The sequence below is a fragment of the Porphyromonas gulae DSM 15663 genome, from assembly GCF_000378065.1.
Taxonomy (GTDB): domain Bacteria; phylum Bacteroidota; class Bacteroidia; order Bacteroidales; family Porphyromonadaceae; genus Porphyromonas; species Porphyromonas gulae.
This window is the reverse complement of sequence record NZ_KB899176.1, coordinates 1-13,985: the sequence shown is the minus strand read 5'-3', so window position 1 is coordinate 13,985 and position 13,985 is coordinate 1. Positions and strand designations below refer to the sequence as shown.

Here is a 13,985-nt window from a genome sequence, read left to right as displayed (position 1 = left end):
CTACTGCTCCCCTACCGTATACGTTACGTTCGAGAAAATAGCTATTTGGCGTTCTGAAAAACGTGGCGCGACAATTTTTTCGTTTTGGTTCGGGAAGTAAATTTTTTACGCGCCAGAACGAAAACAATCTCGCGCGTAAATCCTCGAAATCACGTTCCGCAATTTGTCCGATTTCGGTTCCGCTTTTTCAGTATACGGCAGAAGGAAGAAGAAGAAAGAGTCGGCAGGGAAAAAATAAGGAGTCAATCTCGTCCTTGATTCACAGTACTCAAGCCTCGCTTTTGAGCGAATCAGCCTTGCTTTTGAGGACGGTAGTAATCGGAGAAAGTGCCGAAAGAACAACCATCGGCAAGAAGAGTATCGATCACGGCCTCCAGTCTGTGGCACATTTTTTCGCCACTGTTATGAGTAACCGTATAGCTCAGTTTGCAGCCGGGTAAACAGCCGATCTCTGCGAACTCCCACGGGTGAAAATAAAGATTGAGATAATTGTCGCGCCGAACGGTGTGGCGAATCATCCTGATGTACAGGCTGAGGGGAAGATGGTGGAGGGAAAGCCAGAAGAGAGGAAAACGCAATAGAGGCGTTACCGAACTCGGCATCTGCAAGACTCCATACTTGTCGAAATAGGGTAACCTCGGAGCAGAGAGATGATTGTAGCGGCCGGGGATACAAGTCGGATTGAGCGAAGAATTGTACAAGTACCCTGCTTGGGCTATTTCCGCATCGCCAACAGGCATCATGCGTGGCATCCGAAAACCGCAGACATCGGTACCACCCCACAGAGAAGCGAGCTTCTGACGAGACTCGGCAAGGTGCTCTTGGGTGAAAGAGGAGTGAAACACTCCATGAGAAGCCAATTCGTGTCCATCCGAATAGATCCTCTTTCGCAGATCCTCCGGCAATGACTCCCAGAAAGTGACGGTACTGAAGAAGGTGGCCCGAACGCCTTTTTTCTTCAGTATATGGAGGATGGTCTCTGTCCCTTGACGACTGATGCGCAACTGTTCTTCCAAGGGAAAGTCTTTATATCCCTGCTCAATCGGCACATCGAACTCCTCAATATCGAAACTCAAGAGAACCATCTTGCTCTGATCAGTTTGGGGATTTTGCAGACTTCACGAAGGATCGTCTTGGCTTTCATTACCGACAGAGAGATGTCGGGACGAATGGAACCGCTGACGACTGCTATACGCACTTTTTTTCTCTTCGCCAGACAGATAAATTCGGTATCGAACAGGAAACTATCTATCCGTGTTTGGAGGAAAACGGAACGTCCCGTTGAGGAGAATCCTTTGAGTCCTCCCTGCGTATCCGTCGTTGGGAGGAAGAAGAATTTGTTTACAAAATGCGAAAAGTCAGAAAGCATTTTCCTCTTAAAGCGAATCCTTTTCCCATAAGATTCCGGCTCTCTACGGGATATAACAACGTCTGCACCTTCCAGAAGGGCTTCTATCACCTGTTTATATGAGTCCGGAGTAAACGGCAGATCATAATCCGTATAGAGCACGAAAGGTGCATCGGTTTGCGCCACGCCATAGCGGACGGCAAAGCCCTTTCCTCTATTCTTGGCGTAGTCGCAATAGACAACTTTCCATCGCGATGCAGCCCAATGCGAGCGTACCTCGTCAGAATGGCCTTCATTGCTCCCATCGGGTACGATGAATATGCGGAAAGTCACGTCCGGCATACTATCGGACAAGGCTGTCAAGCGAGATATAGTCTCTCGCTCCCATCCCTGACCGGGACGATATGCCGGCAGTACCACATCAATTCTGATCATAAGCCAAAGAGGAGGATGTGTCCGCTTGGGTAGGGAGATACTGCGTACAAAGCAACTCTATACTCAACCGTATCCAAACCAAGGTCGGGAATAGAGCCTTCAAGGCGTATGGAAGCACGATATTCTTGCGAAGAGCCGCCGGGAACAGATCGGTAGGAGACAAAGAGGAGAGGAGTAGTGTTCCGACTAAGAGTGTAATATCCAGCCGATCGGGTTTCCCTTTGGGACGATGCACGAACCAAATGCCGACGCCCAACAAGGCTATGATATAAGTACTCGATTCGCTACCGGTACTGAACAAAACGGTGAAAAGCAGGGTCGAAGCCAAAATACTCATTCGGAAGAGTGGAGCCTTGTACTGACTGAATCGGAGGAAAGGAAGAGCGAACAGGATAAGTCCGGGTACTAACAACAGCAAGTCGGAATAGCCGGCACTGCCGGTCATTTTCCTAACCATTCCGAGCAGGGAGACATTTTGATACAGGGAAAACAGATTCTCCCCATTCTTCGTGCCAAGGCTGGCAAACCAATCCACATATTGTTCAAGAGCATAGGAACTTCCTCCAAAGAGCATCGGCAGGATACCGATCAGACCGAACCATGCAAAAAGCCAAGCCAAATAGCGGCCTTTTCTTTTCACAAAGGGGAAGAAAGCCAATCCGACGATACCATACAGTTTGGTCAGAGTCCCTAAAACGATGAAAAGCGTTGCTGCCCATTCCTTTTTCTTTTCCACAAAAGCAAAGCTGAGCAGAATACATGCTCCTATGAGGATATTGAACTGCTGCATACACAATGCCGTGTACAGGTCAAGGAAAGCAATCCACAGGATGGCAGCCTTTTTCTTTTCGCTCGTGGGTAATTGGCTGACAGCCCAAAGACATCCGGCAACCGAAAAGCATAGCCACAGCAGCATCCCGATGAAGGAAGGCAAAAGGGCAAAAGGAGCAAAAAGGATAGGGAAGACAGGGCCGTAGAGAAAGACATCGTGATGCTCTGCCGGATAGGCCGAATAGAGCGACTGATGTCGGGAGAAATGATAGAAAGAGGAGCGGAATATGGTATAATTATTGTGCCTGTGCGGAGCCGCTTTCGTAATGGCAGATACGATGGCAGCTATCCACCACAATAGAGGAATGCTGTTTTGGAAAGAAAGCCTCGGTTTTAATCGCATTAAGATTTTGGTTTTTGGGAGAAAGATCGGAGGATCGGCTGTTATTCTTCCTTGCGGATCACTGATCGGATTTTTTCGACAAGGAGGGAGAGTGCCACCGAATTGAATCCACCTTCGGGAATGATCAGATCGGCATACCGCTTGGATGGCTCCACAAAATCCTCGTGCATAGGCCGTACCGTACTGAAGTACTGTGCCAATACCGAATCCATATTGCGTCCCCGTTCTTGGACATCGCGTACAAGGCGACGCGCCAAACGAATATCCGCATCGGTATCGACGAATACTTTCACATTCATCAGATCCCGCAGCTCTTTGTTTTCGAATATCAGGATTCCATCCAGCACGATTACTTTGGCAGGACGGACGGTTACTTTTTCTTTCAGACGATTGTGCTCTACGAAAGAATAGACCGGACGCTCTATCGTTTTGCCTGCTTTCAGGGAGAGAATATCCCGGACGAACATGTCCGTGTCGAAAGCATTGGGGTGGTCGTAGTTCAGCTTCTTTCTTTCCTCAAGGGAAAGGTGGTCATTGGCCTTGTAATAGTAGTCATGACAGAGCACAAGTACATCTTCCTCCACGAAAGCCTCACAGAGCTTTTTCACCAATGTACTCTTGCCGGAAGCACTTCCGCCAGCTACTCCTATTATCGTCGTATTCATTACCATCCCTCCTCCAAAAGGGCGTGTCGCAACACGCAGTTATCATTCATTACACTTACAGGACACCATTCTGCTTGAATACCTTATGCAGCTTTTCGATGGCAAAGTCGAGTTGCTCTTTCGTATGCGTAGCCATGAGCGAAAAGCGAATAAGGGTGTCGGACGGAGCTACCGCCGGAGAGACCACGGGATTGACAAATACCCCTTCTTCGAAAGCGTCTCGGGTTATTTGGAATGTCTTCTCGTTGTTGCGGATAAAAAGCGGGATAATAGGTGTCGATGTGTGGCCTATTTCAAAGCCGAGAGAGCGGAACGCGTTCAATGAGTAGTGCGTCAGCTCCCACAATCGGGCCAAACGCTCCGGTTCGCTAAGCATAATGTCCAGAGTAGCTGCCGCCGCTGCCGTAGAGGCCGGCGTACAGCTGGCACTGAAAATATAGGATCGGGCGTGGTGGCGCAGGTAGTTGATAACGCTCTTATCGCCTGCAATGAATCCACCGAGTGAGGCGAAAGATTTGCTGAAAGTACCCATGATCAAGTCCACTTCGTCGGTCAGACCGAAGTGATTGCAGACGCCGCGTCCATGGTCGCCCATCACACCGATACCGTGAGCTTCATCGACCATCACATTGGCGTTGTATCGCTTGGCGAGGCGAACGATTTCGGGCAAATTGCAGACATCGCCCTCCATACTGAAGACACCATCTACCACAATCAGTTTGATCTTGTCCGGATCGCACTGCTGGAGTCGCTTCTCCAGAGAGCCCATATCATTATGCTTGTACTTCAGCTTCGTGCTGAACGAAAGGCGAATACCCTCGATGATCGAAGCATGATCCAACTCGTCCCAGATGATATAATCCTCGCGGCCGGTGATGCAGGAGACAACGCCCAAATTTACCTGAAAGCCGGTAGAGAAGCTGATGGCATCCTCCTTGCCGACGAACTCGGCCAGCCGTTTTTCCAGTTCGAGGTGAATATCGAGCGTCCCATTGAGGAAGCGAGAGCCGGCACAGCCCGTACCGTACTTCTTCGTAGCTTCGATAGCTGCCTCCTTGACTTTCGGGTGGTTTGTCAGACCCAGATAAGCATTGGAGCCGAACATCAAGACTTTACGACCGTCAATAACGACCTCGGTATCCTGATCGCTTTCGATTTTTCTGAAATAAGGGTAAATACCTGCGGCTTGTGCCTTTTGCGGCTCGGTATATTGAGCCAATTTATCCTGTAACAATTTTCCCATTCGCCTCAAGAGTTAGCTTATTAGGCACAAATGTAAAAAAAAACGGGACGCTGACAGCACAGATTCAGGGCAAGCGTGCAGAGAGGAGGATAGGAAAAGTCTCTTTGGAAAGCCTTCTCCCAAGACATCAAGAAGTATCGGGACGATCCCTTAAGAGTCCCTCCTGAGACCCCTAAGGAGTCTCCTATGGGATCCCTTAGGAGTGTCGGGTGGGACCCCTTAGGGGTCATGGAGGGGATCCCTAAGGGGTCTCAGGAGAGATCCCTTGGGGATGAGAGCGGGCTGAAAAGAGAAGAGAGAAGAAGGCAGAGTATACCGCAAGGCTTTTCGATGGAGATCTTGCGAGAATGTCAAGGAGCTACGCGTCAGTCCTGTGCGATATAAAACTCCTTATCCGCTTCCGAGAAGCACACGATAGTGACGTCGATGGGGCGATCTGCAATAATCTCCTCGATAGTGGCCAAAGCAATGCGAGCAGCCTGATGCTTAGGATAACGGTAAACGCCGGTACTGATGCAGGGGAAGGCAATGGTTTTCAGCCCCTTGTCCAAGGCTATGGACAGCGATGTACGGTAGCAGGAAGCCAATAGATCCGGCTCTCCTTGTTGTCCGCCATGCCACACAGGGCCTACGGTATGAATAACGTATCGCGCCGGCAGATTGTATCCTCCCGTTATTTTGCTTTCTCCCGTAGGACAACCGTTGAGAGTGCGACACTCCTCCAGCAGTTCGGGACCGGCTGCTCGGTGAATGGCTCCGTCCACTCCCCCACCACCCAAAAGGGTATGATTCGCCGCATTGACAATGGCATCCCCTTCGAAGCGAGTAATATCGCCTACCGTGATTGTTATCTTTCCCATAGTGCTATTTTCGTTTATGCCCTGAACGGGCGTGATGTCGTGTTTTATCAAGCAGCCGGTCCCGACCTTGATACCGAAGGCTTATTCCATGCCCTCCATGGATTCGAGCACAAGCGTCGTACCATCCCAAACGGCATAGGAGTTGTACCGAATCCAATCGCCAAGGATCAGGACACGCTTCTCGTCGCGCAATGCCATATCGACCAGCATATGCCGATGGCCGAAAATATAGAAATCCACTTCGGGATGTCGGGTACTATGCTCTTTGGCAAAGCGAATCAGCCATTCGTTTTCTATATCGAAGTAGTCATTGCTGTAGGCGTGGGGGATATTGCCGAGTGTCTTTCGCTTCTCTCCGCTACGTCTGCTTTTCAGTGAAATGCCATAGGCCAAACCGACCGTCCAGCGAGGATGCACGGCTGCATAAAGGAGGCGTGCCAACGGATTGCGGAAGAGCCGGTACATGCAGTCGTACGAACGCTTCACAGACCGATACTCCTCATCTCCATGCGCCAAGCGAAAGAGCTTGCCGGACAACTCCACCGTAATGCCATGCATATGGACATGAGCACCCAGCTCCTGGGTCAAATAATCCGTCAGCCATACGTCGTGATTGCCGGCAAAGAAATGTATCTCCACCCCCTCATCGCTCAATTCGGCTACTTTCCCGAGGAAACGTGTGAAGCCACGAGGTACCACATACCGATACTCGAACCAATAGTCGAACATATCACCCATGAAGTAGATAGCCTTGGCCTCATGGCGAATACGCTCCAACCAAGCAGCCAAACGCCTCTCCACAGCCATGGGATCGGCATGATGGCGCGAACCGAGATGAGCATCGCTGGTAAAGTAGATCTTGGAACGCATGGGGGGAATTCGATTCGGAGCCGAAGTTTTTAGAGGAATCCAAGCTCCAGCATGGCTTCCTCGCTCATCATGTCCTTACTCCATTCGGGTTCGAAGGTCAGGTCTATCTTTACCCCCTTGACGCCCTTCACGCTTTCCACCTTCATGCGAACATCCTCTATGATGAAGTCCGCTGCAGGACAATTCGGTGCCGTCAGTGTCATGGTGACGGTAACAAACCCGTCGGCTCCTACATCCACATTATATATCAAGCCCAAATCATACACATTGACCGGGATTTCAGGATCGTATACTGTACGCAGCATGCGGACAATATCCTCTTCTATCTGCAAAAATTCGTTGTTCATCGCTCAAAAACTTCGTTTGTCAAACCGCATCGCTACCGGATGCCGGCAGCCTTTGTCAGGTCAAGTGCCATACAGCGGCGTTGTCTTTCAATCCAACATCTCTCTGTATTTCTTGTCTATGTCCTTACGAGCAGCATCGGTAGGCTTGAAGCTGTCCGAGTTTTCCATCGCTGCGATAGCCTGCTCGTCTTTGGCATCGATCGATTCGGGGATATAGACATTGACATTCACCAGTTGGTCTCCCGTACCGTAGCCGTTTACGCTGGGCAACCCCTTGTTGCGCAAGCGCAGCATCTTGCCCGGTTGTGTCCCCGCCTCGATGCGGATCTTGGCTCGTCCGTCTATCGTCGGCACTTCCACACTGCCTCCTTTTATAGCCAACGGAACGGATATAAGCAGATTGTATATCAGATCATTGCCATTGCGGATCAGATTCGGATCCGGCTCCTCGGCGATCACGACTATCAGGTCGCCATTCACGCCTCCTCGGGGCGCGGCATTTCCCTTGCCGTTCACGGACATTTGCATCCCTTCGGCTACACCGGCAGGAATATGGAATGAGATCACCTCTTCGCCGATCTCCACACCTTCACCCTTACACTTCGAGCATGGCTTTGTGATGATCTCCCCCTCTCCGTGGCAAGTGGGACAGGTGCTCTGGGTCTGCATGGCTCCGAGGAAAGTGTTGCTCACGCGCGTAACCACGCCGGATCCATGACAGGTCTGGCAGGTAGTCTTGCCATTGGCATCTTCCGTGCCATCGCCACGACATTTGCTGCATACTACCTGCTTCTTCACCTTCACTTTCTTCTCCACACCTTTACTTATATCGGCCAAAGAAAGCTTCACTCGTACACGCAGGTCTGACCCTCTACGAACGCGTCTGCGACTGCCGCCGCCCATATCGGAGAATCCACCAAAACCACCGAATCCGCCGAACAGATCACCGAAGCGGCTGAAAATATCCTCCATGGACATACCGCCTCCGCCGAAACCTCCACCGGCAGCTCCGCCCAATCCGGCATGTCCAAACTGGTCGTATCGACTGCGCTTCTGCGGATCGCTCAGGACGTCGTAAGCTTCGGCTACCTCTTTGAAGTGCTCTTCGGCCTCCTTGTCTCCCGGATTCTTGTCCGGATGGTATTGGATAGCCTTCTTGCGATATGCTTTTTTCAGTTCATCATCGGTGGCATTCTTCGACACACCGAGGACTTCGTAATAGTCTCTTTTTTCTGCCATCTCTTATCCTTGTTCGTTCTGCTCCGATTCGTCGATGGGGGATTTATTCTCCCACCACCACATGAGCGTGACGTATCACTTTGTCGTTGAGCGTATAGCCCGTCTTTACACAGTCTATTACCTTACCTTTCTGCTCGGCCGAGGGTGCCGGGATCATGGCTACGGCATCGCATAGGTCGGCATCGAATGGCAGGTCTGCGGTTTCTATCTTCTTGACTCCCTGCTTCTGCAGATAGTCCATGAACTTGCTGTAGATCAGCTCCACTCCTTCTTTGATAGCGGCAGGCTCCGACATGTCGCCCAAATTGTTGAGAGCGCGCTCGAAGTCGTCGATCACAGGCAGCAGATCCACGAGTACCTTTTCTCCGCCATTGCGGATAAGCTCGCTCTTTTCCTTGAGTGTCCGTTTGCGGTAGTTGTCATACTCTGCCATCAAACGCAGATGGGTGTCGTTCAGAGCAGCCAACTGAGCCGTAAGCTCCTCCACCGGGTCTGCCACCTTGTCGTTCTCCTCGGCTGCCGGGGCACTGTCAAGATCATTTTCGTGACTGTTTGTCAGTTGCTCGTCTCTTTCGGTATCCTGTTCGGGCTGAGGCGTTTGCTCACGATTGTTTTTTTGCTTGTTCATTATATTGTTTTCACTTTTTTATTTCACTCATTATCAGCATGTTGATGCCGTCGAAAAGGGTTACCCTCCCTTTATCGACACAAATGTACACTGTATTAACTACAAAAACTGCTCCACCCTATGGCTTCAACGCTGAATGAATCAATACACCGGCGACCCCCCCGAAAAAACAAACCCTGCAGGAGAAAAAGATTCCTTACAGGGTTTAACTTATAACTATACGATCCAACCTTCATTCCGTACACAGTTTTTGTGACCTGACTGCTACAGTATGCCCTCTTTACTGATATAGCGACTGCCACAAACAAAGCCACCGCAACAGAAGCAAATCTCCGCCGGCAGCAACCTTTTTAAATTCATACCGGCTATTAGAGTCGCCACACTTGCATGTAGCACAGCGAGATGAAATAAAGCTATTTATTCCCAATCATTCCTGTGATCCCGTCCATTCATCTTTACTGTCTGTGCAGATATTACAAGCTTTGTATATGGATTCTGATTAAAAGAAGTCGTCTGGGTGTAGTCTACGCAGTAAGCATTCTCGAATTCTACGACAAGAGGTGAGGATGCGCTGGGTAACCGGAATGAAAACACACCGCTTTTTCTGGCATAAGGACTAAACATCCAATGGGTAATAAAGGGGTCGGATACTCCGTCGATGACGAAAAATATGATTCCGCCGACTGTTTCACTTTGAGGTTGGCCTTTTTGGTCACAAACTTGTTCGAACTCGATCCCAAAATCAATGATCGAATATGTTTCGGAATGGCCGTTGATCCGGAGATCCAATGTCAAATCTGAATTGTTGCCCTGCATCGTTATGAGTTATGAAAGATCAATATTTAGTCCAAGCATTATCTAACGAAAAGTCTCCGACAATGATAGATTCTGCCTTTATTACAAGTCGTGTTTGTGCGTATGCCTCTCCATGCCGGGTGTATCTCACTTTAATACTTGTGCAAGCAGCATTCGAAAAGATGATCTTCTGAGCCGTTGTACCCATCAACGATAATTCCATGATGAGACTTCCACTTTTGTAACAACGTGGATTCATGCCCCACTCGATAATTTCATCGGAGGGAAGACGATCCAATACAACCGTAATTATTCCACCATAGGGTTCGCTTTGGGCTTTTCCCTTGTTGTCGATACGTTGATGCGCTTCAATTTTACTGTGTATCAAATCGTAAGGTTCCCCGAAAATTGTTTCCGAGTTGTAATCCTTCTCGTTTGATAATAAGAGAATCGTTTTATTCGCAGCCATAGTGTATTGCTGTTTAAATCAGATTAGAAAATATCGGGGAAAAGGTCTCCCATCGGAGGAGAAAAAGACCTTAAAAATCCCCGCAACATGTTTTCGAAAGCCACATATTTTTCGAAGAGGAAGTCTTCGAGATGATTTCCTATTTTTTTGCCAGTTTTCTCGTAAACCACATAATCAGCAACGGAATATACTCCGGATATAATCCAGCCGACCTCGGGAACAAAGGCAATAGTGCCGAAAATCAAATCGAGCGTATTTCCCCCGTTTGCTCCGTTTTTGCCTATATCGGCAAAGGCAAGAACCACGACTGCAGCATTTGCCGCTGTACCAAGACGCTTAAAAGGAAGGCTACGCTTGCGAGCAAGCTCATAGCTTATCAGGTTACCTTGACGGCCAACAGGAAATTTTCCAGTATTAGGATTTCGTGTTAATGAACTAATTGTTTTTCTTTTTCCACTCGCTGTTACCCAAGTTTTTTCATTCCATATATTATATGCTTTGAGGTCAAGATAGATGGAGGTGAGAGTAAGCGGTAGAGGAGCCTCTTGCGAAACGCGGTTGAACCAGTCCATCTCTTCCTGATCAGGAGCTGGTTTACACGAGCGACGCACAACAAAAAAGGTATCGGGCTTATGATTCACATTACCTATCCCGTACACGTATCCGGTATAAGGTATACTATCTTCCACCATCAACAGGAATTGTTGTGGAGAAATAGCAAGTGGAGAATCGGTTTGTTTTTTTCTCTGTGGAGGATTCATTCTACTACTTGTTTTGTATTATTGTCTTGAGTGAATCGGCGGCTCCTATTACATTTTCTTCTTCGGCTAATTTCAGGTAATTGACTGCCTTTTCCATATTTCCTGTGCGCTTGTAGCACAATCCCATAAAATAACGGCTGAAAGCCCGAATATCATAATAACCAGGCATCATATATTCGTACAAGCCATTTGATAAATACATGCTTTCCATTGATTTTTCTAATTTCTCCACAACAGAGAAATAGGTGATAGCTTCATCGTATTGATATGTCTCATAAAAAACAAGGCCAAGACTATAGTATGGATTTGCGTAGAGAGAGTCTGCCTTGATCGCCTTCAAAAAAAACAGTTTTGCGTTATCATACTCTTTTTTTTCTCCATATAAAGAGCCCATATTATTTAAAGCAATAACATCTAAAGAATCTATTTTCAATGCTTTTGAATAATCACAATGGGCACCTGTTGTATCCCCCAATTCGAATTTGACCCCACCTCTATTTGTAAAAACAAGACTTATTGAAGAATCTTTATCGATTGAAAATGTATAATATTTCAGAGCATTATTCAAATCTCCCTGGTTGTGTAGAAAAAGGGCTTCTTCATACAATTCGGCCGCCTCTTCCTTCGCCGATTTTGTCGGCTTATTATCGCATTTCGATGCCGATAGGAGGACGAACAGCACCATGGCGAGGCCTAATAACAGAGTTGATAAGTGTCTCATTACTACTACTTGTTTTGTGTTATTGTCTTGAGTGAATCAGTAGCTCCTATTACATTTTCTTCTTCAGCCAATCTCAGGTAATAGACTGCTCTTTCCATATTTCCTATGCGTTTATAACATAATCCCAAGAAATAATGACTAAAAGCCCGCATTGTATAATAATCTTCCATCATGTAACTATAGAGTCCTTCCTTTCTGTACCGTTCTTCCATAGCTTGCGCCAAAGATTGAACTCGCTGGAAATATTTTATAGCACATTGCTCCTGTTGATTTTCAAAAAGAGTTAAGGCAAAATTGTAATAAGTATTTGCATACAAGGAGTCAGCAGCTATGGCTTTAAGATAATAATATGCAGCCTTTTCGGAATATGGCATTTGACTGTATAGACATCCGATATTATTTAAGGCAATTACATTTGATGAATCAATCTTGATCGCTGTTAAATAATCATCAATCGCACCAATAGTATCTCCAAGTTTTTCTCTAACTCCGCCCCTGTTTGTAAAAGCATTGTCTTTAAGCGAATCTCTTTCTATAGCCAGAGAATAGTAGTGCAGTGCATCTTTATACACTCCTATCTTATCGAAATTAAGTCCTTTTTCATACAATTCGGCCGCCTCTTCCTTCGCCGATTTTGTCGGCTTATTATCGCATTTCGATGCCGACAGGAGGACGAACAGCATCATGGCGAGGCCTGATAATAGAGTTGATAAGCGTCTCATTCTACTACTTGTTTTTGTGTTATTGTCTTGAGTGAATCGGCGGCTCCTATTACATTTTCTTCTTCGGCTAATTTCAGATAATAGACTGCCTTTTCCATATTTCCTATGCGTTTATAACATAAGCTCAAGAAATAATAACTAAAAGCCCGCATTGTATAATAGTCAGAAACAATATAATCGAAAATCCCCTCTCGTTTGTATCTTTCATTCATTGATTTTTCCAATTTCTCCACAAACAAAAAGTATTTTATGGCTTTTTCGCATTGTAGTGTTTCGTAAAAAATCAAACCGAGATTGTAATAAGGATTGGCGTACAACGAATCTGTAGCGATTGACTTCAACAGGTATTTTTCTGCCTCTTCGAGTTCGTGTCTCTTCATATAAATCATTCCTGCATTATTCAGAGCCACGACATTGTTCGAATCAAGACGAACCGCAGTCAAGTAATCGCTCAATGCTCCAGACGAGTCAAGAAGAGCTTCTCTAACCCCACCCCTATTGTTAAAGACATCACTTTTCGAAGAGTCTTTTTTTATAGAAAAGGTGTAGTATTTCAATGCGTTTCGTAAATCTCCTCCTTTCTGAAAATGTAGTGCTTCGTTATACAATTCCGAGGCTTCGTCCTCCGCTTTTTTCACTTGTTGATTAGTACATTTCGATGCCGATAGGAGGACGAACAGCACCATGGCGAGGCTCAACAGTAAAGTCGGCGAGCATTTCATTCTATTACTTGTTTTTGTGTTATTGTCTTGAGAGAATCAGCCGCTCCTATTACATTTTCTTCTTCAGTCAATCTCAGGTAATTGACTGCTTTTTTTCACTTTCTCCACATATCAATGACATAATCCCAACATAGTTCCAGCCTTCTCATTGCATAATAATCACACATTGCATACTCATAAGCTCTCTACATCCTACTTTCAGCCATTACACCTTCCAGTTGAGAAGTTTATAAAATACTTGATTGCTCTTTGTATTATTCATTACATCACATCTTCTCCTCTCTATGCATCTGGACATTGAACAAATATACAATACTTTCTTACAAACTGACAGATGCCCTCACATTTTTTTATACAGATTCCGGTATCAATTATTCATGGAGATTGTCGATACGATTCCCTCGGATTTCGACTTTATGCTATATTTGCCGGCCGATAGAGGTTGCTATGGGAAGCTTAATGTTGCGACCGAACGCTCTTTCAAACGAATAGAATTACTTTTCAATAAACGACTAAACGATAATAAATCATGAGTACTGAAATTACCTCCCACACGAGATCCTTCCGGTCGGCATTGTCGCCCCGACAGATACATTCGACATCCCGGCATTTGAATAAAGGGGAGGTTGTCCCAGACAAATAAAAAGGAACAGATCCTCCATAAAATATTCACAAATAAAGAGGCATGCGCCGAGTTCACTGTAGAACTCGGCGCATGCCTCTTTATTTACAGCCCTCGATAAGGACCTTTTGAGCTATCCGATTTATATACAAATGGCATTCAATCTATATATCAATCGAAAACGATTTATATATAAATCAGAAACAATCTATATACAAATCGAAAACGGTTTATATATAAATCACGAATCGACCTCCTACAAAGCGAATTGCAAGTCCCAAAAGGTCGCTTTCTTTTCTCTTTCACCTCAAAATCCACTTCCTTTCGGATGCTTATTTGGAATGATTCCAAACTCAGCTTCGTT

18 protein-coding genes and 1 pseudogene are annotated in these 13,985 nt (G+C 46.6%); 2 read left to right on the top strand and 17 right to left on the bottom strand.

Going from position 1 to position 13,985, the window contains the following annotated elements:
• Positions 1-41: 41 nt before the first annotated feature.
• Entirely contained in the window at positions 42-116 is a 75-nt protein-coding gene (locus F452_RS13450; protein WP_369794177.1) for a DUF1661 domain-containing protein, read from the bottom strand.
• Here F452_RS13450 and F452_RS13445 point away from each other — a divergent pair.
• Entirely contained in the window at positions 85-258 is a 174-nt protein-coding gene (locus tag F452_RS13445) for a DUF1661 domain-containing protein (protein ID WP_235317499.1), read from the top strand. The genes F452_RS13450 and F452_RS13445 overlap by 32 nt on opposite strands.
• A gap of 32 nt (positions 259-290) precedes the next feature.
• On the opposite strand, the gene F452_RS0108880 is transcribed toward F452_RS13445, so the two are convergent.
• The 16 genes from F452_RS0108880 to F452_RS0108805 form a co-directional block, all read right to left on the bottom strand.
• Complete coding sequence (locus F452_RS0108880; protein ID WP_018965857.1) at positions 291-1,085, bottom strand: polysaccharide deacetylase family protein; 795 nt, start codon at positions 1,083-1,085, stop codon at positions 291-293.
• Positions 1,073-1,783 carry a glycosyltransferase gene (locus F452_RS0108875; protein WP_018965856.1) on the bottom strand — a complete coding sequence of 237 codons (711 nt, stop codon included), beginning with the start codon at positions 1,781-1,783 and terminating at the stop codon, positions 1,073-1,075. The genes F452_RS0108880 and F452_RS0108875 overlap by 13 nt, the downstream gene beginning before the upstream one ends.
• Positions 1,770-2,957, bottom strand: coding sequence for a glycosyltransferase family 87 protein (locus F452_RS0108870; RefSeq protein ID WP_026292339.1), 1,188 nt, complete (start codon positions 2,955-2,957; stop codon positions 1,770-1,772). The genes F452_RS0108875 and F452_RS0108870 overlap by 14 nt, the downstream gene beginning before the upstream one ends.
• Before the next feature lie 41 nt (positions 2,958-2,998).
• The gene (gene udk, locus F452_RS0108865; protein WP_018965854.1) at positions 2,999-3,622 is read right to left on the bottom strand and encodes a uridine kinase; all 624 of its coding nucleotides are present in this window, start codon (positions 3,620-3,622) and stop codon (positions 2,999-3,001) included.
• Positions 3,623-3,677: 55 nt separating this feature from the next.
• On the bottom strand, positions 3,678-4,865 hold the full coding sequence (gene spt, locus F452_RS0108860) for a serine palmitoyltransferase (RefSeq protein WP_018965853.1): 1,188 nt from the start codon (positions 4,863-4,865) through the stop codon (positions 3,678-3,680).
• A gap of 365 nt (positions 4,866-5,230) precedes the next feature.
• Positions 5,231-5,725 (bottom strand): O-acetyl-ADP-ribose deacetylase, encoded by a 495-nt coding sequence (locus F452_RS0108855; protein ID WP_026292338.1) that lies wholly within the window; start codon positions 5,723-5,725, stop codon positions 5,231-5,233.
• An 81-nt stretch (positions 5,726-5,806) separates the two neighbouring features.
• Positions 5,807-6,595 carry a UDP-2,3-diacylglucosamine diphosphatase gene (locus F452_RS0108850; protein WP_018965851.1) on the bottom strand — a complete coding sequence of 263 codons (789 nt, stop codon included), beginning with the start codon at positions 6,593-6,595 and terminating at the stop codon, positions 5,807-5,809.
• A 29-nt stretch (positions 6,596-6,624) separates the two neighbouring features.
• On the bottom strand, positions 6,625-6,942 hold the full coding sequence (locus F452_RS0108845; protein WP_018965850.1) for a metal-sulfur cluster assembly factor: 318 nt from the start codon (positions 6,940-6,942) through the stop codon (positions 6,625-6,627).
• Positions 6,943-7,029: 87 nt separating this feature from the next.
• Positions 7,030-8,181, bottom strand: a complete 1,152-nt coding sequence (gene dnaJ, locus F452_RS0108840) for a molecular chaperone DnaJ (RefSeq protein WP_018965849.1) — start codon at positions 8,179-8,181, stop codon at positions 7,030-7,032.
• A gap of 43 nt (positions 8,182-8,224) precedes the next feature.
• Positions 8,225-8,809, bottom strand: coding sequence for a nucleotide exchange factor GrpE (locus F452_RS0108835; RefSeq protein ID WP_018965848.1), 585 nt, complete (start codon positions 8,807-8,809; stop codon positions 8,225-8,227).
• Positions 8,810-9,226: 417 nt separating this feature from the next.
• Positions 9,227-9,625: a type VI secretion system tube protein TssD gene (gene tssD, locus F452_RS13440; protein WP_018965847.1), complete on the bottom strand. Its 399-nt coding sequence runs from the start codon at positions 9,623-9,625 to the stop codon at positions 9,227-9,229.
• A gap of 19 nt (positions 9,626-9,644) precedes the next feature.
• Complete coding sequence (gene tssD / locus F452_RS0108825; RefSeq protein ID WP_018965846.1) at positions 9,645-10,073, bottom strand: type VI secretion system tube protein TssD; 429 nt, start codon at positions 10,071-10,073, stop codon at positions 9,645-9,647.
• Positions 10,074-10,096: 23 nt separating this feature from the next.
• Positions 10,097-10,834, bottom strand: a complete 738-nt coding sequence (locus F452_RS0108820) for a hypothetical protein (RefSeq protein WP_039443385.1) — start codon at positions 10,832-10,834, stop codon at positions 10,097-10,099.
• Positions 10,835-10,838: 4 nt separating this feature from the next.
• On the bottom strand, positions 10,839-11,555 hold the full coding sequence (locus tag F452_RS0108815; RefSeq protein ID WP_039443388.1) for a tetratricopeptide repeat protein: 717 nt from the start codon (positions 11,553-11,555) through the stop codon (positions 10,839-10,841).
• 5 nt (positions 11,556-11,560) lie between these two features.
• The gene (locus F452_RS0108810) at positions 11,561-12,277 is read right to left on the bottom strand and encodes a tetratricopeptide repeat protein (RefSeq protein ID WP_018965843.1); all 717 of its coding nucleotides are present in this window, start codon (positions 12,275-12,277) and stop codon (positions 11,561-11,563) included.
• Positions 12,274-12,915 carry a tetratricopeptide repeat protein gene (locus F452_RS0108805; RefSeq protein ID WP_230587991.1) on the bottom strand — a complete coding sequence of 214 codons (642 nt, stop codon included), beginning with the start codon at positions 12,913-12,915 and terminating at the stop codon, positions 12,274-12,276. The genes F452_RS0108810 and F452_RS0108805 overlap by 4 nt, the downstream gene beginning before the upstream one ends.
• Before the next feature lie 858 nt (positions 12,916-13,773).
• Between F452_RS0108805 and F452_RS12445 the strand changes: the two are divergent.
• Positions 13,774-13,985: pseudogene (locus F452_RS12445) on the top strand (hypothetical protein); the annotation flags it as partial.

Coding starts and splice junctions, on each gene's coding strand:
- F452_RS0108880 (WP_018965857.1), bottom strand. CDS start 1,085: ATGGTTCTCTTGAGTTTCGATATTGAGGAGTTCGATGTGCCGATTGAG.
- F452_RS0108875 (WP_018965856.1), bottom strand. CDS start 1,783: ATGATCAGAATTGATGTGGTACTGCCGGCATATCGTCCCGGTCAGGGA.
- F452_RS0108870 (WP_026292339.1), bottom strand. CDS start 2,957: ATGCGATTAAAACCGAGGCTTTCTTTCCAAAACAGCATTCCTCTATTG.
- udk (WP_018965854.1), bottom strand. CDS start 3,622: ATGAATACGACGATAATAGGAGTAGCTGGCGGAAGTGCTTCCGGCAAG.
- spt (WP_018965853.1), bottom strand. CDS start 4,865: ATGGGAAAATTGTTACAGGATAAATTGGCTCAATATACCGAGCCGCAA.
- F452_RS0108855 (WP_026292338.1), bottom strand. CDS start 5,725: ATGGGAAAGATAACAATCACGGTAGGCGATATTACTCGCTTCGAAGGG.
- F452_RS0108850 (WP_018965851.1), bottom strand. CDS start 6,595: ATGCGTTCCAAGATCTACTTTACCAGCGATGCTCATCTCGGTTCGCGC.
- F452_RS0108845 (WP_018965850.1), bottom strand. CDS start 6,942: ATGAACAACGAATTTTTGCAGATAGAAGAGGATATTGTCCGCATGCTG.
- dnaJ (WP_018965849.1), bottom strand. CDS start 8,181: ATGGCAGAAAAAAGAGACTATTACGAAGTCCTCGGTGTGTCGAAGAAT.
- F452_RS0108835 (WP_018965848.1), bottom strand. CDS start 8,809: ATGAACAAGCAAAAAAACAATCGTGAGCAAACGCCTCAGCCCGAACAG.
- tssD (WP_018965847.1), bottom strand. CDS start 9,625: ATGCAGGGCAACAATTCAGATTTGACATTGGATCTCCGGATCAACGGC.
- tssD (WP_018965846.1), bottom strand. CDS start 10,073: ATGGCTGCGAATAAAACGATTCTCTTATTATCAAACGAGAAGGATTAC.
- F452_RS0108820 (WP_039443385.1), bottom strand. CDS start 10,834: ATGAATCCTCCACAGAGAAAAAAACAAACCGATTCTCCACTTGCTATT.
- F452_RS0108815 (WP_039443388.1), bottom strand. CDS start 11,555: ATGAGACACTTATCAACTCTGTTATTAGGCCTCGCCATGGTGCTGTTC.
- F452_RS0108810 (WP_018965843.1), bottom strand. CDS start 12,277: ATGAGACGCTTATCAACTCTATTATCAGGCCTCGCCATGATGCTGTTC.